The following is a 25,272-nucleotide window of genomic DNA, read 5'->3' on the forward strand; positions in this document are numbered from 1 at the left end:
TCAGCGTGCCACCGTCGGCAGGAGGGGTTTGCGGACCACCGGGGAGGACAGCACGATCGAGGTCGTGGTCCGGCCGAGGGCCGAGGTCTGCTCCAGGATCTCTTCCAGGTGGACGGTGTCGGTGACGGCCACCTTCAGGATCCAGCAGTCCTCGCCGACCACGTGGTGGACCTCCAGGACCTCCGGGCGCGCGGTCAGCTCCAGGGTGCGGGGGTGCTTCAGGTTGTAGCCGCCGTGCGGGTTCACCCGGATGAAGGCCTGGATGCCGTAGCCGAGCACGGCCGGCGAGACGTGCGCGCCGTAGCCGGTGACCGCCCCACCCGCCTCCAGGCGGCGGACCCGTTCGGTGACGGCCGCGGGGCTCAGCCGGACGCGGCGGCCGAGCTCGCTGAGCTTGATGCGGCCGTCGGTCTGCAGGAGGTCCAGGATCTGCCGGTCGATGGGGTCGAAAGCGGCCGCCGAGGTTTCGTCGGTGGCGGTGCGCGAATGCCGTGGTTCCTTCGGCGGAACGACCTGCACTCCCATGTTTCCCCCTTCGATCGGCGAGCGCACAACGTAACACTTGTCCGCAGAGGCAAGGGAGTTGAGATTCATGGACGTTCTGGTCATCGGCGGGAACCGCTATTTCGGAAAGCGGCTCATCGCGCTGCTGCGGGAATCCGGGCACCGGATCACGGTGCTCAACCGGGGTTCTTCCCCGGCCCCGGAAGGAATCGAGCAGCTGGTCGCCGACCGCGACGACGAGAAAGCGCTCGCATCCGTTCTCGCGGACCGTTCCTTCGACGTCGTCGTGGACCAGGTCTGCTACACGCCGCGCCAGGCCGAGATCGCCCGGCGCGTGTTCGCGACGCGCACCCGGCGCTATGTGATGACGTCGACGGTCGAGGTCTACGAGTACGAGGACTCGGCCGAGCCGGTCGCCGAGTCCGCCCTCGACCTGGCCACCGTGACCGTCGACACGGGCCTGCCCTGGGAGGACCCCGAGTTCCTCGACGCGCACTACGGGGAGGGGAAGCGGCAGGCCGAGGCGGTCTTCGCGGCGGGGACGCCGTTCGCCTGGGCCTCGGTGCGGGTGGCGCACGTCCTGGGCGGCACGGACGACTTCACCGGCCGGCTCGACCACTACGCGCGGCGCATCCGGGCGGGCGAACCCATCGCCGTGCCGGTGGTGAACCACCCGGCGACCTATGTGTACGTGGAGGAGATCGCCGCGTTCCTCGCCTGGGCGGTCCGGGCGGACTTCACCGGGCCGGTGAACGCGCACTCCCACTCCCCGCTCACCACCGCCGACCTCTGCGCGGAGATCGAGAAGCTGGTGGGCGGCCGGACCGTCTTCCAGGAGGTGGAGGTCGGCGAGGTCTCTCCGTTCTCCTTCGCCCGCTCGTACGGCATGTCCAACTCCCGCGCCGTCTCCCTCGGTTACTCCTTCACGGACTCCGGCGAGTGGCTGGCGAAGGCCGTCTCCGAGACGATCGGGGCGGCGCTCTGATGCGATACCGGATGCTGGGAGACGTACGCGTCGGAGCCGTGGGGCTCGGCACGATGCCGCTCTCCATCGAGGGCCGCCCGGACGAGGCGCGGGCCGTCGCCACCGTGCACGCCGCGCTGGACGCGGGGGTGACCCTCCTCGACACCGCCGACTCCTACCACCCGCCGGGCGGCACACCGGGCGAGGGCGAGCTCCTCGTCGGGCGGGCCCTCGCCTCGTACGGCGGCGGCACGGACGACGTGCTCGTCGCCACCAAGGGCGGCCGGGGGCGTACGGCCGACGGCGGCTGGACCGTGGACGGCCGGCCCGAACACCTGCGGCGGGCCGCGGAGGGCTCGGCGCGGCGGCTCGGCGGCGGCGCGATCGGCCTCTACCAGCTGCACAAGCCGGACCCGGCCGTCCCGTACGCCGAATCCCTCGGCGCGGTACGGGAGTTGCTGGACGCGGGTACGGTGCGGCTGGCGGGGATCTCGAACGTGGACGCCTCCCAGATCCGGCTGGCCCGCGAGATCCTCGGCGACCGGCTGGTCTCCGTACAGAACCGCTACTCCCCCGCGGTGCGGGACAGCGAGGCGGAGCTGCGGCTCTGCGCCGAACTCGGCCTCGCCTTCCTGCCGTGGAGCCCGCTGGGCGGGATCTCCCGCAGCTCCCTGGACGGGGCGTCCGCCCTGGAGGAGGACCCGGAGTTCGGCGCCTTCCACCGCGTGGCCCGGGCGCACGGCGTCAGCCCCCAGCGAGTGGCCCTCGCCTGGCTCCTGACCCGCTCGGAAACGGTCCTCCCCATCCCGGGCGCCAGCCGCCCGGAAACGGCCCGGGACTCGGCGGGGGCGGCGACCCTGCGGCTCTCTCCGGAGGACCTGGCGTCCCTGAACGCGCGCTGAGGGGCGCGCTCGCCGGGGCCGCGGTGGCCCAGCTTGTGGGCGCCCTCCCGCTGTGGGGCACGCCCTCGCCACCCCGTTGTGGGCGCCCCTTCCGCCGGGACGGCGCCCACCCTTCGAGCCCCCGTTGCGGGCACGCCGGCTGGGGGGCACCCCCCAGGCGCAGGCCCCACACGGGCGGGGGCGGGGGCACCGCCCCGGCGGGCGCGCCCACACGAGGGTGTGCCGGGGGCACCGCCCGCGCGGGGGCTCGCCGGGCGCGGTCCGTGCGGGGCCCCAGGTCCGGGCACCCCCCCTGGGGGGGGTCAGACGCCCGCGCGGGCCCTCTCCTCGCCCTCGTCCGTGCGCTGGTCCGGGACCGCCGTCGCCCCGTGGTCGTCCACGAGGGTCGTCTCGTCGAAGGGCGCCCGCCCCGCGAGGACCTCCGTGACCCGCGCCTTGTCGATCTCCTTCGTCCACGTGCCGACGAGCACCGTCGCGACCGCGTTGCCCGCGAAGTTGGTGAGGGCGCGCGCCTCGCTCATGAAGCGGTCGATGCCGACGATGAGGCCGACCCCGTCGACCAGGTCGGGCCGGTGCGACTGGAGGCCGCCCGCGAGCGTGGCGAGCCCCGCCCCGGTGACGCCCGCCGCACCCTTCGAGGCGATGATCATGAACACGAGGAGCGAGATCTGCTCGCCGATCGACAGCGGGTCGCCCATCGCCTCGGCGGTGAAGAGCGAGGCCATCGTCAGGTAGATCGCGGTGCCGTCGAGGTTGAAGGAGTAGCCGGTCGGCACGGTGATGCCGACGACCGGCTTGCTGACGCCCAGGTGCTCCATCTTCGCGATGAGCCGGGGCAGCGCGGACTCCGAGGAGGAGGTGGAGAGGATCAGCAGGAACTCGCGGCCCAGGTACCTCAGGAGGGCCCAGATGTTGATCCCGGCGATCAGCCGGAGCAGCGCGCCGAGGACCACGAAGACGAACAGCCCGCAGGTCACGTAGAAGCCGATCATGATGACGGCCAACGACTTCAGGGCCGCGGCGCCCGTCGCGCCGACGACGGCCGCGATGGCGCCGAACGCGCCGACCGGCGCGGCCCACATGATCATGCCGAGGATGCGGAAGACGAGCCGCTGGATGTGCCCGATGCCGCGCAGGACGGGCTCCCCGGCGGTGCCCATGGCCTGGAGCGCGAAGCCGGCGAGGAGGGCGACGAGGAGGGTCTGCAGGACCTCGCCGCCGGTGAAGGCGGAGACGAGGGTGGTCGGGATGATCCCGAGCAGGAAGTCCGGGGTCGACTCGTGCGCGCCCTCGGCCTGCTTGGCGCCGGCCTCGGCGAGCTCCTTGGTGAGGTGGAGCCCGGAGCCGGGCTCCAGGAGGTTGCCGACGAGCAGACCGATCGCGAGTGCGACGGTCGACATCACGAGGAAGTAGCCGAGGGCGAGGCCGCCGACGGCACCGACCTTCGCGGCCTTCCGGACCGAGCCGACGCCGAGCACGATCGTGCAGAAGATGATCGGCGAGATCATCATCTTGATCAGGTTGACGAAGCCGGTGCCCAGCGGCTTGAGCTCGACGGCGACGCCCGGCGCCAGGAACCCGACCGTGATGCCGAGCAGTACGGCGCCGATGACGGCGAGATACAGATAGTGGGTGCGGTCCCGGCGTGCGGCCACGGGGTCCTCCTCGTGCTGATGGGTGTCCACGTCCCGGTGGACCTCCGCGACTATCCACCAGCCTGTGACCGGGGTCACGGTTGCGTGCGTTTCGTTCACGAGGGGAAGGGCACGATTCGGGAACGCGGTGCCGCCGCGCACATTCCCACGTGCACACTTACCCGCATGCGCCGCATGCGTCTTCCCCTCCCCCGCCCCCGCAGCCTGGCCGGCCAGCTCTTCGCGATGCAGGTCGTGCTCGTGGCCGTCGTCGTGGCGGGGTGCGCGGTCTTCGCGTACGTCACGGACCTCGCGCAGGCCGAGGAGACCGCGCGGCGCCAGTCCACGGCGACCGCCGCCGCCGTCGCCGACTCCCCGTCCGTGGTCGCCGCCGCCCGCTCCGTCGATCCGACGGCCGCCCTCCAGCCGTACGCGGAGTCGCTGCGCCGCCACGCGGGCGTCGCCTTCGTGGTGATCATGGCCCCGGACGGCACCCGCTGGACGCATCCCGAGCCGGCGCAGATAGGCCGCACGTACCTCGGGCACATCGAGCAGGCGCGGCAGGGCCGGCTCTACTCCGAGACGCACCTGGGCGTCCTGGGCCCCTCCGTACGGACGGTGGCGCCCGTCCTCGACCACGGCCGGGTCGTCGCCCTGGTCAGCGCGGGCATCACGATCGACAAGATCAGCGAGCAGGTACGGGAGCAGGTGACCGCCCTGCTCGGCATGGCGGGCGCGGCGCTCGCGCTCGGCGGAGCGGGAACGTACGTCGTGAACGCGCGCCTGCGCCGCCACACGCACGGCATGAACGCCACGGAGCTGAGCCGTATGCACGACTACCACGAGGCCGCGCTGCACGCCGTGCGGGAAGGGCTCGTGATGCTCGACGGAGGGCGGCGGATCGCCCTCATCAACGACGGCGCGCGGGAGCTCCTGGGCCTGGACGAAGGGGTCGTCGGGCGCCCGGCCGCGGACCTCGGCCTGCCGGCCTCGCTGACCGGCGCGCTGCTCTCCTCGGAGCCGCGCGTCGACGAGACGCACCTGACGGCCGACCGGGTGCTGGTGGTCAACACCCGCCCGGTGGTGGGCGGGGAGCGGCGCGGCACCGTCGTCACGCTCCGGGACCGCACCGAACTCCAGGCGCTCTCCGGCGAGCTGGACTCCGAGCGGGGCTTCACGGAGGCCCTCCGCTCCCAGGCCCACGAGGCGGCGAACCGGCTGCACACGGTCGTCTCGCTCATCGAACTGGGCCGGGTGGCGGAGGCGGTGGAGTTCGCGACGGCGGAGCTGGAGCTCGCCCAGGCGCTCACCGACCGCGTCGTCGACGCCGTCGGCGAACCGGTCCTCGCGGCGCTGCTGCTCGGCAAGGCGGCGCAGGCCAACGAGCGGGGCGTGGAGCTGGTCCTCACCGAGGACAGCCACATCGACGACGGCCGGGTCCCGGCGGCCCTGCCCTCCCGGGACCTGGTGACGATCCTGGGCAACCTCATCGACAACGCGGTGGAGGCGGCCGGCGGGACCCCGCACGCGCGCGTGACGGTCACGGTCGCCGCCCGCGCGGGCGACGGCGAGCTGCTGCTCCGCGTCGGCGACAGCGGCCCGGGCGTCCGCCCCGCCGACCGGGAGGCGGTCCTCGGCCGCGGCTGGTCCACCCGAGGCCCCGGCCGCGGCCTCGGCCTGGCCCTGGTGGGCCAGGCGGTCTCCCGCGCCTCTGGCACCCTGCACCTCGCGGAGGCGGAGGAGGGCGGCGCCCAGTTCACCGTCCGCCTGCCCCTGCGAGGGGAGGCCGGGGCAGGGGCGGAGGAAAGGGACGGGGCGCGCGTGGGGGACGCAAGACCCGCCGAAGCCCTGGGCGGGGCCGGGCACCCGGGCCACGCCGATGCCCCGGCCGGGCCCGGCCACCCAGGCCACGCCGAAGCCCCGGCCGGGCCCCGGCACCGGGGCCAGGCCGAAAGCCCGGACGCTCCCGAACACCTGGGCCACGCCGAAGACCCGGACACCCCCGAACAGCCGCGCCGGGGCGAGGACCCGGCCGGGCCCGGCACCCCGGGGGCCGGCCTCGACCCGGCCGCGCCGGGCACGGCCGGCGCCCCCCGCAGCCTCGCGCACCCGGGCGGCCCCGGTGGCCCGGGCCAGTTCGTGCGCCCCGGCGGCGCCGCCGACACCGAGCCGGCCGGGGGTTCCCGGGCTTCCGGGGCCACCGGAGCGACCGGGACCACCGGGACCACCGGGACCACCGAGGCCACCGAGGCCACCGAGGCCACCGAGGTGGTCAACGCGGAGGTGGCCCCGTGAGTGCGCAGCCCCTCCGCGTTCTCGTCGTCGAGGACGACCCCGTCGCCGCCGACGCCCACGCGCTCTACGCCGGGCGTGTCGAGGGCTTCGCCGTCGTCGGGGTCGCGCACTCGCGGGCCGAGGCCGTGCGGGTCCTCGACCGGATGCCGGTCGACCTGATCCTGCTCGACCTCTACCTGCCCGACGGCCACGGCCTCCAGCTGCTGCGGGCCCTGCGGGCCGCCGGCCACTCCGCGGACGTCATCGCCGTGACCTCCGCCCGCGACCTGGCCGTCGTCCGCGAGGGCGTGTCCCTCGGCGTCGTCCAGTACGTCCTGAAGCCGTTCGCCTTCGCCACCCTGCGGGACCGGCTCGCCCGGTACGCCGAGTTCCGGGCGGCCGCCGGGGAGGCCTCCGGCCAGGACGAGGTGGACCGGGCCCTCGCCGCGCTCCGGGCCCCGCACCCCGCCACGCTCCCCAAGGGCCTCAGCGCCCCGACGCTCGAAGCCGTCACGCGCACCCTCCGGTCCACCCCGGCGGGGCTCACCGCCGCCGAGGCGGGCACGGCCGTCGGGATCTCCCGGATCACCGCCCGTCGCTACCTCGAACACCTGGTCACGGAGGGCCGGGCCGTGCGCGCCCCGCAGTACGGGCAGATCGGGCGCCCCGAGCTCCAGTACCGCTGGCTCGACCGGCCGGGCCGCGGTTACTGACCGGTTCCGACGTTCCTACGACGCCGTGCGTTGGGGGAACGAACCGTAGCCAGCCGTCACCTTCCGCGCCTACCGTGACCGAGTGCACCAACCCTCCCCTCCCTTCGACGCCTCGGCCGCGCGCCGCCTCCGCGAAGGCCTCGGCATGGCCCCCGGTCACGTCGCCTACGGCCTGCGGGCGCAGTACGGCCTCTTCGTCGATCCCGAGACCGTCGCCGCCTGGGAGCGCGGCCTGGCGATCCCGAACGAGCAGGAGCTCACCGCCCTCGCGGGCGTCCTGTGGTGCTCCCCCGCGGACCTCATCGCCGCCGCCTCCACCCTGCGCGAGCACCGGGTCGCGCGCGGGCTCTCCGTCGAGGAGCTCGCCCGGCGGGTGGGCATGGCGACCCACGCGTACCAGCGGATGGAGGAAGAGGGCCGCTGGCGCGGCACCGAACGCCAGACGGTCGCCCTCGCCGAGGCGCTCGCCCTCGGCCCGCGCGCCCTGATCACCGCGACCGGCGGCGCCGAAGCCCTCGCCGAGCTGCTGCGCGACGCGGCGACCACCCGCTGGCAGGCGTACGTGAAGCCGACCGTGAAGCTGGTGCCGCTGCCGAAGCGGATCGTGGAGTCCGCGCTCCAGCAGCTCCACTCGGACTACCACACCCGGATGACGGCGATCAGCAGCTGGGGCGCCCCGGGGACGACCGGCGACGAGGGGCGCGCCTACCTGGACGAGATCACCGACCACTTCTGGGCGGCGGTCGGCCCGTAGATCATCCGGGGCCGCAGGCCGTACATTGGCGGCCGTGAGACGACACATACCCTTCGACCGACTCCACAACTTCCGTGACCTGGGCGGCTATCGGACCGCCGACGGCGGGACCGTGCGGTGGGAGACCCTCTACCGCTCCGACTCCCTCGGCAAGCTCGCGGACGCCGGCCCGGCCGACCTGGAGCGCTTCCGCGCGCTGGGCGTGGGCACGGTGATCGACCTGCGCTACCCGTGGGAGATCGCTGGCAAGGGCCGCCTGCCTGAGACCGAGGAGGTCTCCTGGCACAACCTCTCCATCGAGCACCGCCCCTACGACCAGGAGGCGATCGACCCCGCCCTCGACCCCTGGCGCTATCTCGCCGACCGTTTCGCCGAGGTCGCCGAGGACGGGGCGGAGGAGCTCCGCGCGGCCCTGGAGCTGATCGCCGCCGCCGAGGGGCCGCTCGTCTTCCACTGCGCCTCCGGGAAGGACCGCACGGGTCTGCTCGCGGCCGTCGTCCTCGACCTCCTGGAGGTCCCGGACGAGGAGATCCTCGCCGACTTCGCGCTCACCGAGCTGGCCACGGAGCGGCTGATCGCCGACTGGCGGGCCGCGCACCCGGGCCGGGAGCCGCGCTGGCCGGGCTACGGCCGGGCGCCCGCCGACGTCATCCGGCTGTTCCTCGCGGACCTGCGCGAGCGGTACGGCTCGGTGTACGCGTACGCCACCGGCCACGTCGGGCTCGACCCGGCGGTGGTGACGGCGCTCAAGGCCCGTCTGGTCGAGGCTGCCTGAGGCCCCGCCGGGGCCGCGGTCTTCAGTTCCGCCGGTCGAAGTCGAAGAGCTGCCCGGCCGCGTCCGGCGCGCAGGGCGCCTGGGCGAGCCGCGCCCAGGCGGCCGAGCGGTCGCCGACGACGGTGACGCAGCTGCCGGGGGTCGCGGAGCCCACCGGGACGATCCGGTAGCCCTCGACGGGGGTGCCGTACGCCTCCAGGGCGAAGGACTCGACCCGGGTCGGGTCGCCGCACTCGGAGTCCTCGTACGCGGCGCCGGGTGTCCGGCCGCCCGAGGGGAGGCCGGAGCAGCCGGGGCCGAAGTCGGGGTGGTCCGAAACGATCCTCCACCGGCCGCCGCCCGCCTCCGCCAGCGAGTAGCGCGGGAGGCCGGCGGCGGCGCACGGCAGCTGGTGGATCTGGCCGGTGCGGGTGCCGCGCCGCTCGCCGAGGCAGAAGTCGGTGCCGGCCACCCGGATCCGGACGTCCCCGGCGGCGGGGGCGGTGGGGGTACGGGGCGGATGCCCGGCGTGCCCGTCCCGCAGGAAGGCGACGACGCTGACCCCGGCCAGCACGAGCCCGGCGAGCGCGACGGCCGCGACGAGGACGCGGCGTATCCGGGAGCCGGGACCGGACGGGAAAACGGGACCGGGCGGGGAACCCGGCCCGGACAGGGAGCCCGGCCCGCACGGGGCACCGGCCTCGGACCGGGAACCGCTCGCACCGCCACCGCCGGGACCGCCCACGCCGGGAGCACTTCCCGCACTGCCCGCCCCGGGAGCACTGCCCGCACCGCCCGCACCGGGAGCACCATCGCCGCCGAGACCGCCAGGGCCACCCGGACCATCAGAGCCGTCAGAGCCGTCGGCGACCCCGGCACCGGGACCGTCGGCGGCTTCGGGCCGGGCGGGGGCTTCGTCGGAGCCCGTCCGGGCCGCCCCGTACGCCCCCCGCCCCGCCAGCTCCCTCCGTACCGTCCGCCAGTGCTCCGCCTCACCGTCTTCGACGCCGCAGGCGCGGACGAAGGTGGTGAGCAGTTCCTCTCGGGGCAGGGTCGGGCGGGCCAGCATGTTCGCCACCGTGGAGCGGGGCAGGACGTCGCCGTGCGTCTCCGCGCGTGCCGACAGCTCGCGGTAGGTCAGGCCCGACCAGTCCTTGAGGGCCTGGAGGCACGCGAGGAACTCGGCGGGGTTCCGTACCTCCCGTGGGTCAGGAGCCTGCTCCCCCGGCGTCATCCGCGCGTCCCCCTTCCCGCCGGACAAGGTTGGGACATGTCCGGGACAGCCCCAAGCCTTGTTGATCTCGCGCCGGGGCTCAAGAGTGGAATCCGGCATTTCCGGGGGGGGAGTGCCGGGCACAGCGGGGTGGCCCCGACCGTCCACGGGGGGGACGGTCGGGGCCACCCGGGTCGTCCCGTGTCCCGGAGGGCCCCGCCCCGGCCGTCTCGAGTCCTGGAAAGTCCTGGAAGGACCCCGTCCCGGCTAGAAGACCGACTCCGCCTCGCGCATGCGGTCCTCGGGGACCCTCTTGAGCTGGGTCACGGCCTCGGCCAGCGGCACCATCTCGACGTTCGTGCCGCGCAGCGCGGTCATCCGGCCGAAGTCGCCGCGGTGGGCCGCCTCCACCGCGTGCCAGCCGAAGCGGGTGGCGAGCACCCGGTCGTACGCGGTCGGCGTGCCGCCGCGCTGGACGTGGCCGAGGATGACCGGGCGGGCCTCCTTGCCGAGGCGCCGCTCCAGCTCGACGGCGAGCTGGTTGCCGATGCCCTGGAAGCGCTCGTGGCCGAACTGGTCGATCTCGCCCTTCTTGTAGTCCATGGAGCCCTCGGCCGGGTGGGCGCCCTCGGCGACGCAGATGACGGCGAACTTCTTGCCGCGGGCGAAGCGCTCCTCGACCATCTTGACGAGGTCGTCGACCTGGAAGGGGCGCTCGGGGAGGCAGATGCCGTGCGCGCCGCCGGCCATGCCGGATTCGAGGGCGATCCAGCCGGCGTGGCGGCCCATCACCTCGACGACCATCACCCGCTGGTGGGACTCGGCGGTGGTCTTGAGGCGGTCCATGGCCTCGGTGGCGACGCCGACGGCGGTGTCGAAGCCGAAGGTGCGGTCCGTGGAGGAGATGTCGTTGTCGATGGTCTTCGGGACGCCGACGACGGGCATGCCGGCCTCGGAGAGCATCCGGGCGGCGGTCAGGGTGCCTTCGCCGCCGATGGGGATGAGGACGTCGATGCCGTACGTGCGGGCCAGGTCGGAGGCGGAATCGGCGGCCTCGCGGAGCCGGTTCCGCTCCAGGCGGGCGGAGCCGAGGATGGTGCCGCCTCGGGCGAGGATGCCGCTGACGGCGTCGAGGTCGAGGGGGCGGTAGTGGCCGTCGAGGAGGCCCTTGAACCCGTCCTCGAAGCCGATGACTTCGTCGTTGTGGCCGGTCAGCGCCCGGTGCACGACCGACCGGATCACTGCGTTCAGGCCGGGGCAGTCGCCGCCTGCGGTGAGAACTCCGATGCGCATCGTGCTTGGTCTCCTGCTCGGTCGCGGTCCGTTGTGAGCCACCACGATTCTCCCACGCGCCGCCTGACGGACGCGTTCCCCGCCCGTCCGCGCGTCCTTGCCGGTGACCCCGCGGAGGCCTTTCGCCCCGGGTTTCCGGGCCTTTCGTCCGGGGGGCGACGTAACCATCGGCGGGGGTATTGTCAAGGGGGTGATGCCGCCCTATCGGGGCTTTCTGAGCACTGTCGATTGACGCACGGGCCGCGGATCGGTGCCCCGAGAGCACCGCTCGGCCCCTTCCGCAGGACTGGACAGGAGACCACGGCGTGACGCGCAGCGTGTACGTGACCGGGATCGACCGCGGTGACGGCCGCCAGGTCGTCGAGCTGGGAGTCATGGAGCTCCTCACCCGCCAGGTGGACCGGGTGGGGGTGTTCCGTCCGCTGGTGCACCACCGTCCCGACCGGCTCTTCGATCTGCTGCGCGCCCGCTACCGGCTCTCGCAGGACCCCTCTTCGGTCTACGGCATGGACTACCACGAGGCCTCGGCGCTCCAGGCCGAGCGGGGCACCGACGAGCTGGTCTCCCAGCTGGTCGACCGCTTCCACGCCGTCGCCCGCGACTACGAGGTCGTCCTCGTCCTCGGCACCGACTTCGCCGCCACCCAGCTCCCCGACGAGCTCGCGCTCAACGCGCGCCTCGCCAACGAGTTCGGCGCCTCCGTCATCCCGGTGGTCGGCGGCAAGGGCCAGACCGCCGAGTCCGTACGGGCCGAGGCGCGCAACGCCTTCCGGGCGTACGACGGGCTCGGCTGCGACGTGCTCGCGATGGTCGTCAACCGGGTGTCCGGCGAGGACCGCGAGCCCATCGCCGAGCGGCTCGGGGCCCGGCTCCCGGTGCCCTGCTACGTGCTGCCCGACGAGCCGGCGCTCGCCGCGCCCACGGTCGCCCAGATCACCCACGCGCTGGGCGCCTCCGTCGTCCTCGGCGACGACGCGGGGCTGGCGCGGGACGCGCTCGACTTCGTCTTCGGCGGCGCGATGCTGCCGAACTTCCTCAAGGCGCTGACCCCGGGCTGTCTCGTCGTCACCCCCGGGGACCGGGCCGACCTGGTCGTCGGCGCGCTCGCCGCGCACTCGGCGGGCACCCCGTCGATCGCCGGCGTGCTGCTCACCCTGAACGAGCGGCCCGACGACGAGATCCTGACCCTGGCGGCCCGCCTCGCGCCCGGCACGCCGGTCATCTCCGTGCCCGGCACCAGCTTCCCGACGGCGGCCGAGCTGTTCTCCCTCGAAGGCAAGCTGAACGCCGCCACCCCGCGCAAGGCGGAGACCGCCCTCGGTCTCTTCGAGCGGCACGTGGACACCACCGACCTCCTCAAGCGGATCTCGGTGGCGCGCAGCGGCCGGGTCACACCGATGATGTTCGAGCACGAACTGCTCGAACAGGCCCGGGCCGACCGGCGCCGGGTGGTGCTGCCGGAGGGCACCGAGGAGCGGGTGCTGCGCGCGGCGGACGTGCTGGTCCGTCGTGACGTCTGCGATCTGACGCTGCTCGGCGACGTCGAGGCCATCCGCAAGAAGGCCGCCGATCTGAGCGTGAACCTGGGCGACACGCAGCTGATCGATCCGCAGACCTCGGAGCTGCGCGACTCCTTCGCCGAGAAGTACGCGGCGCTGCGGGCCCACAAGGGCGTCACCGTCGAGCTGGCGTACGACGTCGTCTCGGACGTGAACTACTTCGGCACCCTGATGGTGCAGGAGGGTCTCGCCGACGGCATGGTGTCGGGGTCCGTGCACTCCACGGCGGCGACGATCCGGCCCGCGTTCGAGATCATCAAGACGAAGCCGGACGCGTCGATCGTCTCCTCGGTGTTCTTCATGTGCCTCGCCGACAAGGTCCTCGTGTACGGCGACTGCGCGGTCAACCCGGATCCGAACGCCGAGCAGCTGGCGGACATCGCCGCCCAGTCGGCGGCGACCGCGGCCCGCTTCGGGGTGGAGCCGCGGATCGCGATGCTCTCGTACTCCACCGGGACCTCGGGCTCCGGCGCGGACGTCGACAAGGTGCGGGAGGCGACGAAGCTGGTCCGCGAGGCGCGTCCGGAGCTGCGGATCGAGGGCCCGATCCAGTACGACGCGGCCGTCGAGCCGTCCGTGGCGGCGACGAAGCTGCCGGGTTCGGAGGTGGCGGGTCAGGCGACCGTGCTGATCTTCCCGGACCTCAACACGGGCAACAACACCTACAAGGCCGTGCAGCGTTCGGCCGGCGCCGTGGCGGTCGGCCCGGTGCTTCAGGGTCTGCGCAAGCCCGTGAACGACCTCTCGCGCGGCGCGCTCGTCAGCGACATCGTCAACACGGTCGCCATCACGGCGATCCAGTCCCAGGCCCAGGAGCTCCCGGCATGACCCCTCCCACCCGTGTACTGGTCCTCAACTCCGGCTCCTCGTCGGTGAAGTACCAGCTGCTCGACATGCGTGACGACAGCCGCCTGGCGCAGGGGCTGGTGGAGCGGATCGGCGAGGAGACCTCGCGGATCGTGCACACCCCGCTCCGGGGCGGTGGCGAGAGGCGCGAGAGGAACGGGCCGATCCCGGACCACGCGGCCGCGCTGAAGGCGGTCGCCGAGGAGCTGGCGACGGACGGTCTGGGTCTCGACTCCCCCGAGCTGGCGGCGATCGGCCACCGGGTGGTGCACGGCGGGCTGCGGTTCACGGAGCCGACGGTGATCGACGAGGAGGTGCTCGCGGAGATCGAGCGGCTCGTGCCGGTGGCGCCGCTGCACAATCCGGCGAACCTGGTGGGCATCCGTACGGCGATGGCGATGCGCCCGGACCTGCCGCAGGTGGCGGTCTTCGACACCGCCTTCCACACGACGATGCCGGAGTCCGCGGCGCGGTACGCGATCGACGTGGAGACGGCCGACGCGCACCGGATCCGCCGGTACGGCTTCCACGGCACCTCGCACGCGTACGTCTCGCGGGAGACGGCAAGACTGCTGGGCAAGGAGCCGGAGGAGGTGAACGTGATCGTGCTGCACCTGGGGAACGGCGCCTCGGCGTCGGCGGTGCGGGGCGGCCGGTGCGTGGACACCTCGATGGGTCTGACGCCGCTCGAGGGCCTGGTCATGGGCACCCGCTCGGGCGACATCGACCCGGCGGTGACCTTCCACCTGAAGCGGGTGGCGGGAATGTCGACGGACGAGATCGACATGCTGCTGAACAAGAAGTCGGGTCTCGTGGGGCTCTGCGGCGACAACGACATGCGGGAGATCCGCCGGCGGATCGAGGAGGGCGACGAGCGGGCGGCGCTGGCCTTCGACATCTACGTGCACCGGCTCAAGAAGTACATCGGGGCGTACTACGCGGTGCTCGGCCGGGTGGACGCGGTGGCGTTCACGGCGGGGGTCGGTGAGAACGCGGCGCCGGTGCGGGAGGCTGCGATCACGGGTCTGGAGGAGCTCGGGCTCGCGGTGGACGCGGACCTGAACTCCGTGCGTTCCGACGAGGCCCGGATCATCTCGCCGGTGTACGCGCGGGTGGCGGTCGCCGTGGTGCCGACGGACGAGGAGCTGGAGATCGCGCGCCAGAGTCACGCGCTCGTTCTGGAAGGGGCGAGCTCGAACGAGTGAACGCCTGAGCGGGCCCGCGCCCATTTGTACTTTCCGCCAGACGGAATATTCCGCAGTGAAACAAACCGATAGGATCCGCCTCATGCGCCGTTCCAAAATCGTCTGCACGCTGGGCCCCGCCGTCGACTCGTATGAGCAGCTGAAGGCTCTCATCGAGGCCGGTATGAACGTGGCCCGATTCAACTTCAGCCACGGGTCCCAGGCAGAGCACCAGGAGCGGTACGACCGCGTCCGGCAGGTCTCCGCGGACACCGGGCGCGCCGTCGGCGTCCTCGCCGACCTCCAGGGCCCGAAGATCCGTCTGGAGACCTTCGCCGAGGGACCGGTCGAGCTGGTGCGCGGTGACGAGTTCACCATCACCACCGAGGACGTCCCGGGCGACAAGTCGATCTGCGGCACCACCTACAAGGGTCTGCCGGGCGACGTCTCCAAGGGCGACCAGGTCCTGATCAACGACGGCAACGTCGAGCTGCGGGTCGTCGAGGTCGACGGGTCCCGGGTCAAGACCATCGTCGTCGAGGGCGGCGTCATCTCCGACCACAAGGGCATCAACCTGCCCGGCGCGGCGGTCAACGTGCCCGCGCTGTCGGAGAAGGACGTCGACGACCTCCGCTTCGCACTGCGGATGGGCTGCGACATGGTCGCCCTGTCCTTCGTCCGCGACGCCAACGACGTCAAGGACGTCCACAAGGTGATGGACGAGGAGGGCCGCCGGGTCCCCGTCATCGCCAAGGTGGAGAAGCCGCAGGCGGTCGAGAACATGGCGGACGTCGTCGCCGCCTTCGACGCCGTCATGGTGGCCCGTGGCGACCTCGCGGTGGAGTACCCGCTGGAGAAGGTCCCGATGGTGCAGAAGCGCCTCGTGGAGATGTGCCGCCGCAACGCCAAGCCGGTCATCGTCGCCACCCAGATGATGGAGTCGATGATCACCAACTCCCGGCCGACCCGCGCCGAGGCGAGCGACGTCGCCAACGCGATCCTGGACGGCGCGGACGCGGTCATGCTCTCGGCCGAGTCCTCGGTCGGCGCGTACCCGATCGAGACCGTGAAGACGATGTCGAAGATCGTCGCCGCGGCCGAGGAGGAGCTCCTCTCCAAGGGCCTCCAGCCCCTGGTCCCCGGCAAGAAGCCGCGCACCCAGGGCGGTTCCGTCGCCCGCGCGGCCTGCGAGATCGCGGACTTCCTCGACGGCAAGGCGCTGATCGCCTTCACGCAGTCCGGCGACACCGCGCGCCGCCTCTCGCGCTACCGCACGCAGCAGCCGATCCTCGCCTTCACGACGGACGAGGGCACCCGCAACCAGCTCACCCTGAGCTGGGGCGTGGAGTCCTTCCTCGTGCCGTTCGTGGAGACCACGGACGCCATGGTCGACATCGTGGACGCCGAGCTCCTCAAGCTCCAGCGCTACAGCGAGGGCGACACGATGGTCATCACCGCCGGCTCGCCCCCCGGTGTCCCGGGCACGACCAACATGGTCCGCGTCCACCACCTGGGCGGGGCGGAGCGCGTCTGACGCCCTCCCCGTGAACGGCCGGTGGGCCGCACCCCTTCGCAGGGGTGCGGCCCACCGGCCGTTTCCGGACGGCGCTTTTCGGCTGCGGCCTGTCCGGCAGCCGAAAAAGATCTTCCACGTGCGAACGTGCCGGTGCAATGATTGCCCGGCCTTCCGGGGGGAGGGCAGGGGGTGTGCCCTGACCAGGCACCCAGGGGATCTCACTTCGCGGCGCGTCGTATGCGAACGGCACGCCGTGCTCGTCCATGTCCACACCCGTACCTCCACCCGGGGCTGACCTCTTTGTCGACCCACAGGTGGAACGCGTGCACACGACATTCCAGCCCAGACCATGGGGGACGAGACGAGGACGGTTCCGGCGCGGAGCCGCCGCCACCGCTCTCGCAACCGCCTCCTCGGTCCTCCTCACCCTCCTCTCCACCGCCCCGGCCCGCGCGGACGAACCCGGGGACAACCCCACGGACCCCTGGCAGCGGACCCTCCGCATCAGCCTCGGCGTCACGGCCCGGGAGAACCGCTGCATCGCGGCCCGGTTCGTCCACCTCGGCGGCCCGGAGGCGAAGGCCGCCGCCGGCCGCGCGCTGGCCGGGACCGACGCGGACATCGGCACGGCCATCGGCTCGCGCGGCTGGCTGCTCTCCGGTCCGCTCGGCCAGGCCCTCGACCGGGACAAGGCCGCCACGGGCACCGCGGTCGACGCGTTCCAGGCCCGTCAGCAGAAACTGGACGCCTCGAACTCCCCGTACCGCTCGGTGAACTCCTTCGGCGGGCGCGACTTCCACGCCCCCGCCTTCGGCGCGGACATCCTGGGGTTCACCCAGCAGCGCGCCCTGTGGGGCAAGATCACCGACGACCCCCGCCCGATGCCCGGCACGACGTCCCTGGACAAGGCGCGGACGGTCCTTGGGGCATCTCCACCCCGGACGACACCTGGGAGACCAACTGGCGGCCCGTGGCCGGCGACGTACTCCTGGGGTCCGGCGGCGGTTCGGCCAACGACGTCGCCACGTTCCTGCGCTACGGCGGCTTCCCCAAGCAGGCGCCCGCACCGGACTCCCTGGAGTTCCGCACCGAGGTCGAAGCCCTCAAGATCGCCTGGGCGAACTGCGACAGCGCCAACCCCATCGACTACAACCGCGCCCTGACCGGCCCGGTCGTCCAGGCCTTCGGCGAGTGGGAGGCCGAGTACTCCGGGCAGGCCAAGCAGCGCACCGACATCATGGCCGCCGAACTGGAGGCGGCCAAACAGACCCGGGTCGGCACCGAGGCGATGATCGAGGCCATCCGGCAGGCCTGGCTGGCCGACCAGATCCTCTACTGGCAGAAGTACTGGTCCACCAACACCACCGGAAAGCCGGCCCCGGCCGTCTTCACCAAGGCGGCGGCGGACCTCACGGCCGCCCGGAACGCGGCCGCGGCCCAGGTCACGATCGCCGACAAGGCGGCAGCGGCGGCCAAGACGGCGTCCGACAAGGCCGCCGCCGCGCAGACCTCCGCCTGGGCGGTCGCCGACGCGGCGAAGACCCCGCGCGGCCGGGGACTCCTCTACGCCCAGCAGTCCGTCTAGGTCGCGAAGGCGTCGAGCGCCGCCGCGCTGGCCGCGGCGAAGACGGCCCTCACGGCGGCCAACGCGGCCAAGGCGACGGCAGCGAACAGCGGCGCGCTCTACGCCCTGAGTAAGACGCAAGCACATGCCCTCAGCACCGAGTTCCGCAGGGCAGCCGCGCAGGAGGCTGCGGCCCAGGCGAAGGCCGCGATGCAGACGGCCGAGGCCCAGGCGAAGGAAGCCGCCGCCAACGCCACCAAGGCCAAGCAGGCACAGGCCACTGCGGAGACCGCAGAACAGGCCGCCAAGGCAGGTGCGGCCGAGGCCAAGCGGCAGCGCGGGATCGCGGAGGCCGAGAAGGCGAACGCCGCCCGGGAACGGGGGAACGCGGCCCGGGAGCGCGAAAAGGCCGCAGCCGCCGAGCAGCGCGCACAGGCCGAACGCGAGACCGCTGGGCAGGCGCGTACCGCCGCCGAAACCTCCGCCGCCGACGCCGCCGCACAGCGCGAGGCGGCCGAGGCGGCCGAGGGCCGGGCTGCACTCGCCCGCTCCACCGCCGAAGCGGCCGAGCGGAACAAGAACGCGAAGGCCTCACGCGCCGCCGCACTGGAAGCCGCTGCGGCAGCCGCCGAAGGCACCGCCAGTGCCGGCGAGGCACGGGAGGCAGCCACCGCTGCCCGCGCAGCGGCCGACGAGGCCTCGGCCGCGGCGGGCCGGGCACGAACGGCCGCTGGCGAAGCATCCACGGCAGCAGTGAACGCCCGTGCCGCCGCGACCCGTTCGGCCGCGGCGGCCTCCCGTTCACGTGCCGCGGCCGACAAGGCGTGGTCGGCCTATGAGAGCACCCGAGCGGCCGCGGCCACCGCCCACGCCTCGGCGGCCGAGGCCATCGACGCGGCGGCGAACGCCAAGGCGAACGCGCGCGCGGCGGAAGCCGAAGCGAAGAAGGCGCAGGCCGCTGCGGTCAAGGCGCGACAGGAGGCGACCGCGGCGCAGGCCGAGGCGGCGAAGACCGCGGCCTGGGCGGCCAGAACGGCCGGATTCTCCTATGCCGCCGGCCAGGCCGCGGCTGGTGCCCGTGACGCTGCCCGGGCCGTGAACGCGGCCGCGGACGAGGCCATCACCCTGGGCGGTCCTTACCGTGAGATCGACGCGTCGGCCGCCTTCGCTGTCCTCGTCGGTCAGGCCGCCAAGCCCCTGGCCGAACAGCAGTCCGCTGCCGCTCAAGCCAGTGCAAAGGAGGCGGCGAAGGCCGCCGCGGACGCCAAGGCCCTCGCGGACAAGGCCGCGGGGGACGCCAAGATCGCGGCGCTGGCCGCCGCGACGGCGGCGGCGGACGCTGCCAAGGCCCTGGAGCACGTCGCCGCGGCACGCGCGTCCGCCGCTGAGGCCGAGAAGGCCGCTCAGGCCGCCAAACGAGCTGACGCCAGGGCGCAAGAGTACGACGTGCAGGCCGGCGTCGATGCCATGCAGGCTTCATTCGCCGCGAACGATGCCGAAACGGAGGCTGCCGCAGCCGACCAGGAGGCGACCGCCGCCGAGCGCGACGCCGCCTCCGCCCGCAGTGCTGCCACCACCGCCGAGCAGGACGCCGGCAGCGCCCGGGCGACCGCCTCTCAGGCGGAGCAGGACGCCACCGCTGCCGAGGGCGCGGCCACCCGTGCCCACGAGAGTGCCGTCGAGGCGGACCAAGCGGCCGACCGGGCCGAGGCCGCCGAGCGTGAGGAGGAACGACAGGCGATCAAGGAACGGGTCGAGGCCAATGGCTCCGACGTCGGCCCGGACCTCACGCTCGACGAGGAGGAGCTGCTGCGCCGCGAGTGCGGGGAGGAGTGCGTCGAAGTCTTCCGCAACGCCAAGGCGCTGGCAGGTCAGGGCATCCTCGACTGGCTCAAGGTGAACGGCGGGGAGATCCTGCTGGAGGAGATCGGCTACCGCGACCTGGAGCGTTGTTTCACCGAGGGCGACATCGAGAGTTGCCTGTGGACTCTGGTGAAGTTCATCCCCGTCTCCAAGGCCTGGTCGGTGGGCAAGGCGATCGTCCGGGTGGCCGGCGGCATCGGCGGCTTCCTGGAGAAGTCCGTCATCGCCAAGCGGACACTGGACAAGTTCCGCAAGATCATCGACGACGCCAAGAAGGGCAAGGGCCGCGCGTGCCCGGTCAAGCCCAAGGCCGTCGCAGTATCTGCTGCCGCATTCGCCGCACCGGCGGAAACCGCCCCCATGCTCGCCACGGGGGCGCAGGCCCTGACGGTCCGCTCCGCCACGGCTGCCTCGGAGTTTCCGGGTGTCGGCACGATCGTGAGCGAGGGCGGCGTGACCGTTCAGATCTACTCCAACGACCACGCCCCGCCACACGCACACGTCAAGGGCAAGGGCAAGGAGGTCCGGGTAGGCCAGAACGGCAAGCCGCTCGCGGGCGACCCGGAGCTGTCCCGGCTCCAGAAGGCCGTCGTCGACAGCAACCTCCGTACCATCAGGGAGAACATCCGAGTTGCCATGGAAAGGTTCAAGGCCAATGGCGGATGCTGACGTACCCTGCGCACTCCGGGACGCCGTACAACGTCTTGAGGCCCTGACCGGCGCTGCCGTACTTGATGTGGCGGACGGCCATGCCCGGTGGGAGTTGTACCGCGCGGCCCTGGCCTCCGACGCGGCACTGCCGGTCCTGCTGGCCGCGGTCGTGGCGGAGACCGACGCGGCACTCGCGTCGGGCGTCGTCGGCGAGGCCCTGGAACGGGTGCCGCGTACCGAGAGGGAGGCCTGGGTCCAGGCGCTCGCCCCTTCGGTACGCGCGTTCAGTGCCCGCCGGGCCCACGAACTGGGGACCCTGGAGGATCTACGGTCCGGGGCGGGCGTGCGGGAGTTCGGGCCCGAGCTGGTCGACGGCTGGAGCGACTGGCTCCAGCTGCGCATCGCCGCCGAGGTGTCCGACCCGTCGGTGCTGCGTGTTCTGGCGGGGTCGGGACGCACCAAGCGCATCCGGCGGGCCGCCTCCGTGGCGCTCGGCTGACGCCGGAGCACAAGAGCGACGGCCTTCCCCTCCCGGTCGGGAGGGGAAGGCCGTCGTGGTGCGGCTCCCGGAGTGGTACGGGGGTCAGCTGGGCTCGATCGTGTTGCGGAGGCCGGGGACCATCAGGGTGCCGCCGAACTGGCCCGCCTGTATCACCGTCACCTTAGTGAAGACGGCCCACGGCACGTCCAGCGGCGGCGGGGTCTCCGGGCTGAAGGTGACCGGGATGAGCCCGAAGAGGTTGCCCTTCAGGGACTCCGTGTACATGGTGACCGTGCCGTCGGTGATGGTCGAGGTCTTGCCCGGGGTGGAACGGACGTGGCCCGAGAGGCCCTCCGAGTGGACCGTCGTCTGGTGCAGGTCCTTGATGTTGACGTTGCTCGCGGTGAACTTCAGGACCTTCTTGATCTTGCCGCTGCCGGTCTTCACCTCGACGATGCCGTGGTACTTCAGGCCGATCAGTTCGAGCCTCGTGCTGTCCAGTCGCCAGGGCTCGTCCGGGAGCAGCGGGATGCCGGGCTCCATCTCGGCCGCGGCCAGCGCCTCGGGGTCCGGCTCGGGGCACGGGAAGCGGGGCTTGGCCCCGTCGGGTATGTCCGTGTCCGGCTTGGCGTCGAGGCCCTGGGCGCTCTCGGGGAGCTCCTCGACCTTCGCGCCCGCCACTTCGGCGGCCTTCGCGATCGCGGCCTTCGTCTTCTCGGTCGCCGGGTCGGTGGTCGGCTTCGCCGCCGTGGTGGGGGCGGTCGTGGACGGCGCGTCCGTCGCCGGCGCCTTGTCGGCGGGGGCCCCCGTCTGCTGCGGGGCGGGGGTCGTCGGCGCCGCCGTCGTGGGCGTGGCCGTCGGCGTCTTGTCCGGGCCGTCGAGGAGGTCCTTGAGGGCGTCGCCCAGGCCCAGCGGGTCCAGCGGGTTCTTGGACTGCGTCGGCGAGGGGGTGGCCGTGGGGGTCGCGGCGGGCGCGGGGGCGGTCGTCGCGTGTTCCTGCGTCTGCGGCGCGGCGGTCTGGCCGGTCTGCGTCGCAGCGGGCGTCGGGGTCGCGGTCGCGGTCGGCGTCGCGGTGGAGGACGGCGTCGCGGTCGCCGAGGGGGTGTCCGTGGGCGTGGCGGTGGGCTTCGCGCTCTCGTCCGGCTTCGCCGTGCCCGTCGCCTCCGGCGTCGGCTCGTCCGAGCGCGTCACACAGGGGCCGGGGGCGAAGGGGATGTCCGCGTCGTCCGCGAGGGCGAGTCTGGGCGTGAGGCCCATGCCCACGAGCACCGCGGTCGGCATGGCCGCCAGGGCCATCGCCTTCCCCGCGGGACCCTGGATCCTGTTCAGCAGCGACTTGCGCGGGGCCGCGTGCCGCGGGCCCTCTTTCGCGAGCGCCGGCTGAGTCTCGTCACCCCGCACTGTTCCTCCCGCCATTGGCGTCGATGGTCGTTTCGGTCGCCTGGTGCTCCGCCTCGCGCTGCTCCGGGAACACGGCCGCGGGCACGGCCTCCGTCGCGGGCTCCGCACCGGCCTCGTCCGAGGCCTCCGGGTGACCGTCGTGCTCTGCGCGCTTGATCTCCTCGACCGGGGGCGCGGGCGCCCAGGCGGCGGACATGCCGCCGCCGATGAGGGCGAACAGGTATCCGATGACGAGACCGCCGAAGTTCGACACCGGGATGGAGACGAGTGCCAGGACGATCGCCGCGACGCCCGCGAACACCCGGACGACGGGCTGGAACCACATCGTCAGCCCGAGCGTGATCAGCAGGACGCCGATGATCAGCGCGCCGGCTCCGGCGGTCGTCTGCATGGCGAGCGTGACGTTGCCGAGCCGCATGTCCCCGTACGGGAGGTAGGCGATCGGTACACCGCCGATCATGGTGAACAGTCCCGCCCAGAAGGGCCGGGTCTGCCTCCAGACCTTGAACCGGTTCTCCTTTTTGGGGACTTCGCGGGAGGCGGGGTACTCGGCGCTCATGGAACAGCTCCCTGGAAGCGGTGTTGCTGAGAAAGATGAAGAAGGAACCTGGCGGGTGGGACCGCACGCGACGGCCCCACCCTCCGGACGGATCGGTCCTCAGGGACCGGCCGGTCCTAGTAGCACTCGGCGTCGGTGCCCCGGTGCAGCGACAGGTGCAGGTCGGGCAGCTTGAAGGTGCCGGCCGTGGTGGCCCAGGCCTTCTGCTGCACGTTGTTCAGCGTGGCCTGCTGGGCGCGCTGGCCGAAGCCGTACGGGTTGGCCTTGGTGTTGGGCTGGATGCCCGGCTTGCCGTCGACCGGCTTGCCGCCGAACTCGTTGAGCTTTCCGGCCGCGACACCGATGTCGATGTTGGTGAACTCGGCGTCGGCCTTGAGCTCGGAGACATCGAGGTAGATGCCCTTCGCGTAGACCTTGTCCTCGTCCTTGCCGGTCTTGACGGCGTCGGTGCCGGCCTCCAGGCGGAGGGTGACGTCACCGACGAACGGCACCTTCGGCGTGACGACCGACTGGCACATGTTGGTGATCCAGGCCTCGGAGAAGCCGGACACCGCCACCGGGGCGGCGAAGTCCTTGCCCTCGAGGTCCTTGCCCGCGTCCACGCTGCCGTACTGGACGAAGTCCGTACCGACGAGGCTGTTGGCCTTAACCTTGAATTCCTGGCCGGAGATGCTGAAGGACGCGGCGAGCGCGCCCTGGGCCAGGCCGACACCGATCGCGGCCGTCGCGGCCACGCTCGGGACCATGACGACGGCGAACCGCTTCCATCTGGTCCCGCCACGAACCTGGGACTTCATGAGAATTCCTCCTTCTCGGACGTACATCTCCGGAGGGGCCCGGGGGCCCGCCCTGGGATGGGAGAAGAGCTACGTCCTCGGGAAGGAGAGCGCCGAGGCATCAGGCGGCGCGATGCGCGTCCGAATCACCGGCGATCACCCCCGAGCGACAACCATGGGTCACGCCTTCGAGCGCGACCTGATTTGGACAGGCCCCGGTCGGTGAGATCGGGAACCCCCCTGTCCACGACCGGTGCCGGAACACCGGTCCACTCGGTGGGGACCCTCGCCGCTTTCCCGGGTGGTTGCCGGGGGATGCGGTTCGGACCGAGCGTCGCCGATCGTGGTCCATTCCGGGCCCCCGCACAAGGGGGTTCGTTACTGGCTAGTAACGGGTGGATAACCACGTCATGGCGGGGCGGGACCGAACGGGCACGCTGGGTGCGTTCGAGCGACAGGGAATGTCAGGAGATCGCCACATGAATCCGGACAGAACGCCGGGTTCGATTTACTGCAAGTAACAGCGGCCGCGATTACCAAGTTTTGGTAAAGCGCGGCCGCGTTTTGTCACGCTGCTGCCAAATCGTCAAACGATCCGGCGCACCCGGGGAGCTAGAACAGCACCCGGGCGAGGGCCTGCCGGGCGGCCGTCACCCGCGGATCGTCGGCACCGATCACCTCGAACAGCTCCAGGAGTCGCAGCCGCGCCGCGTCCCGGTCCTCGCCCGCCGTGCGGCGCACGGTCTCCACGAGGCGCCCGAAGGCGTCCTGCACATGGCCGCCCACCAGATCCAGGTCGGCGGCGGCGATCTGCGCGGTGACGTCGGCCGGATCGTCCGCCGCCTTCTGGCGGACGACGCCCGGGTCGAGGTCCTGCACCCGGGCGAGGAGTTCGGCCTGCGCCAGACCGAGCTTGGCCTCCGGGTGGGCCGGGTCGTCGGCGAGCACGTTCTTGTACGCCTGGACGGCACCCGCCAGGTCGCCCGCGTCGAGCGCGGACATGGCCGCTTCGAGGAGCGCGTCGTACGGACCGGCCGGCCGCGCCGCCGGGTCGAAGGCGTCGGCGCCCGCGTCCACGGCGATGCCGGTCAGACCGAAGCGCTCCTCGCCGACCTGGATCAGCTGGTCGAGGGTCTCCCGGATCTGCGCCTCGGGCACCGCACCCTGGAACAGCGGCAGCGCCTGACCGGCGACCACCGCGAAAACGGCCGGAATTCCCTGGATGCCGAACTGCTGCATCAGCATCTGGTTGGCGTCGACGTCGATCTTCGCGAGCAGGAAGCGGCCGTTGTACTCGACGGCGAGCCGCTCCAGGAGGGGGCCGAGCTGCTTGCAGGGCTCGCACCACTCGGCCCAGAAGTCGAGGACGACCGGAACCTCGGCCGAGCGCTGGAGCACATCGCGCTCGAAGCCGGCCTCGTCTACGTCGATCACCAGGGCCGACGGGGGCACGGCGGCGGAACCGCCCTGCCGGGCGGCTTCGGCGCGCACCTGCTCCGCCTTCGCCTTGGCCTCTCCGGCCGCCTTCACCGCGGCGAGGTCGACGACGCCGCTCATGGACATGTTTCGGGGCTGCATGGATACATCCTCCCCCTTCCGCGCGCGTAACCGGTAAGCCATGGCTGAACCGCGCCGTCCGCGCATCTCCCGCCGGTGTGCGAGACGCGTGGACGACACGGTTCTTCGTCTTCGGTGGCACCGGGTCCCCACCCGACGCCTTCTGTCGCACCGGATCCCCATCCGGCACTGTGGTTGTCGCTCAGGCCGCTCAATGCCTTTCGCTACAGGTCGTAGCGTAACTCCAGGGAAGGATCCGGCGGGAGGGCGCGGGCGGGATCCGCGCGGTGAACTGCCTCACATCACCGGC

At 72.6% G+C, this 25,272-nt stretch carries 19 protein-coding genes and 1 pseudogene; 12 read left to right on the forward strand and 8 right to left on the reverse strand.

The window, feature by feature from the left end; translation table 11 throughout:
• Positions 1-525 carry an Lrp/AsnC family transcriptional regulator gene (locus BLW86_RS11895; RefSeq protein ID WP_177181631.1) on the reverse strand — a complete coding sequence of 175 codons (525 nt, stop codon included), beginning with the start codon at positions 523-525 and terminating at the stop codon, positions 1-3.
• Between the two features lie 67 nt (positions 526-592).
• Between BLW86_RS11895 and BLW86_RS11900 the strand changes: the two genes are divergently transcribed.
• Positions 593-1,489 carry an NAD-dependent epimerase/dehydratase family protein gene (locus BLW86_RS11900; RefSeq protein WP_093874020.1) on the forward strand — a complete coding sequence of 299 codons (897 nt, stop codon included), beginning with the start codon at positions 593-595 and terminating at the stop codon, positions 1,487-1,489.
• Positions 1,489-2,370 (forward strand): aldo/keto reductase, encoded by an 882-nt coding sequence (locus BLW86_RS11905; RefSeq protein ID WP_093874021.1) that lies wholly within the window; start codon positions 1,489-1,491, stop codon positions 2,368-2,370. The genes BLW86_RS11900 and BLW86_RS11905 overlap by 1 nt, the downstream gene beginning before the upstream one ends.
• 302 nt (positions 2,371-2,672) lie before the next feature.
• Here BLW86_RS11905 and BLW86_RS11910 read toward each other — a convergent pair whose 3' ends face one another.
• On the reverse strand, positions 2,673-4,025 hold the full coding sequence (locus BLW86_RS11910; protein WP_093878615.1) for a cation:dicarboxylate symporter family transporter: 1,353 nt from the start codon (positions 4,023-4,025) through the stop codon (positions 2,673-2,675).
• 174 nt (positions 4,026-4,199) lie between these two features.
• Between BLW86_RS11910 and BLW86_RS11915 the strand changes: the two are divergent.
• The 4 genes and pseudogenes from BLW86_RS11915 to BLW86_RS11930 form a co-directional block, all read left to right on the forward strand.
• Positions 4,200-5,798: pseudogene (locus tag BLW86_RS11915) on the forward strand (ATP-binding protein); the annotation flags it as partial.
• 497 nt (positions 5,799-6,295) lie between these two features.
• Positions 6,296-6,991, forward strand: coding sequence for a response regulator (locus tag BLW86_RS11920; protein WP_093874022.1), 696 nt, complete (start codon positions 6,296-6,298; stop codon positions 6,989-6,991).
• A gap of 145 nt (positions 6,992-7,136) precedes the next feature.
• A complete protein-coding gene (locus BLW86_RS11925) occupies positions 7,137-7,745 on the forward strand; it encodes a helix-turn-helix domain-containing protein (protein WP_093878616.1) in 609 nt (202 codons plus the stop codon).
• Positions 7,746-7,779: 34 nt separating this feature from the next.
• Entirely contained in the window at positions 7,780-8,520 is a 741-nt protein-coding gene (locus tag BLW86_RS11930; protein ID WP_093874023.1) for a tyrosine-protein phosphatase, read from the forward strand.
• Positions 8,521-8,542: 22 nt separating this feature from the next.
• Here the strand turns inward: BLW86_RS11930 and BLW86_RS11935 are convergent, their stop codons facing one another.
• Entirely contained in the window at positions 8,543-9,733 is a 1,191-nt protein-coding gene (locus tag BLW86_RS11935; RefSeq protein WP_093874024.1) for an RICIN domain-containing protein, read from the reverse strand.
• A 246-nt stretch (positions 9,734-9,979) separates the two neighbouring features.
• Positions 9,980-11,005, reverse strand: coding sequence for an ATP-dependent 6-phosphofructokinase (locus BLW86_RS11940; protein WP_093874025.1), 1,026 nt, complete (start codon positions 11,003-11,005; stop codon positions 9,980-9,982).
• A 305-nt stretch (positions 11,006-11,310) separates the two neighbouring features.
• Here BLW86_RS11940 and pta point away from each other — a divergent pair, with 305 nt between their 5' ends.
• From pta to BLW86_RS11970, 6 genes are all read left to right on the forward strand, one after another.
• Positions 11,311-13,392: a phosphate acetyltransferase gene (pta, locus tag BLW86_RS11945; protein ID WP_093874026.1), complete on the forward strand. Its 2,082-nt coding sequence runs from the start codon at positions 11,311-11,313 to the stop codon at positions 13,390-13,392.
• The gene (locus BLW86_RS11950) at positions 13,389-14,615 is read left to right on the forward strand and encodes an acetate kinase (protein WP_093874027.1); all 1,227 of its coding nucleotides are present in this window, start codon (positions 13,389-13,391) and stop codon (positions 14,613-14,615) included. The genes pta and BLW86_RS11950 overlap by 4 nt, the downstream gene beginning before the upstream one ends.
• Before the next feature lie 82 nt (positions 14,616-14,697).
• Positions 14,698-16,128 (forward strand): pyruvate kinase, encoded by a 1,431-nt coding sequence (gene pyk, locus BLW86_RS11955; protein WP_093874028.1) that lies wholly within the window; start codon positions 14,698-14,700, stop codon positions 16,126-16,128.
• Positions 16,129-17,080: 952 nt separating this feature from the next.
• Positions 17,081-17,695, forward strand: a complete 615-nt coding sequence (locus BLW86_RS11960) for a hypothetical protein (protein WP_093874029.1) — start codon at positions 17,081-17,083, stop codon at positions 17,693-17,695.
• Between the two features lie 189 nt (positions 17,696-17,884).
• A complete protein-coding gene (locus tag BLW86_RS11965) occupies positions 17,885-20,206 on the forward strand; it encodes a DUF4160 domain-containing protein (protein ID WP_093874030.1) in 2,322 nt (773 codons plus the stop codon).
• A 67-nt stretch (positions 20,207-20,273) separates the two neighbouring features.
• Entirely contained in the window at positions 20,274-20,687 is a 414-nt protein-coding gene (locus tag BLW86_RS11970; RefSeq protein ID WP_256341286.1) for a hypothetical protein, read from the forward strand.
• A gap of 84 nt (positions 20,688-20,771) precedes the next feature.
• Here BLW86_RS11970 and BLW86_RS11975 read toward each other — a convergent pair whose 3' ends face one another.
• The 4 genes from BLW86_RS11975 to BLW86_RS11995 all read right to left on the reverse strand — a co-directional run bounded on the left by BLW86_RS11975 (position 20,772) and on the right by BLW86_RS11995 (position 24,983).
• Positions 20,772-22,070 (reverse strand): hypothetical protein, encoded by a 1,299-nt coding sequence (locus BLW86_RS11975; RefSeq protein WP_371129668.1) that lies wholly within the window; start codon positions 22,068-22,070, stop codon positions 20,772-20,774.
• Positions 22,060-22,629: a DUF6114 domain-containing protein gene (locus BLW86_RS11980; RefSeq protein ID WP_093874033.1), complete on the reverse strand. Its 570-nt coding sequence runs from the start codon at positions 22,627-22,629 to the stop codon at positions 22,060-22,062. The genes BLW86_RS11975 and BLW86_RS11980 overlap by 11 nt, the downstream gene beginning before the upstream one ends.
• A 116-nt stretch (positions 22,630-22,745) precedes the next feature.
• Positions 22,746-23,426, reverse strand: coding sequence for a DUF6230 family protein (locus tag BLW86_RS11985; RefSeq protein ID WP_093874034.1), 681 nt, complete (start codon positions 23,424-23,426; stop codon positions 22,746-22,748).
• A gap of 591 nt (positions 23,427-24,017) precedes the next feature.
• A complete protein-coding gene (locus tag BLW86_RS11995) occupies positions 24,018-24,983 on the reverse strand; it encodes a tetratricopeptide repeat protein (RefSeq protein ID WP_093874036.1) in 966 nt (321 codons plus the stop codon).
• Positions 24,984-25,272 lie beyond the last annotated feature (289 nt).

This window comes from Streptomyces sp. TLI_105 (genome assembly GCF_900105415.1).
GTDB lineage: Bacteria > Actinomycetota > Actinomycetes > Streptomycetales > Streptomycetaceae > Streptomyces.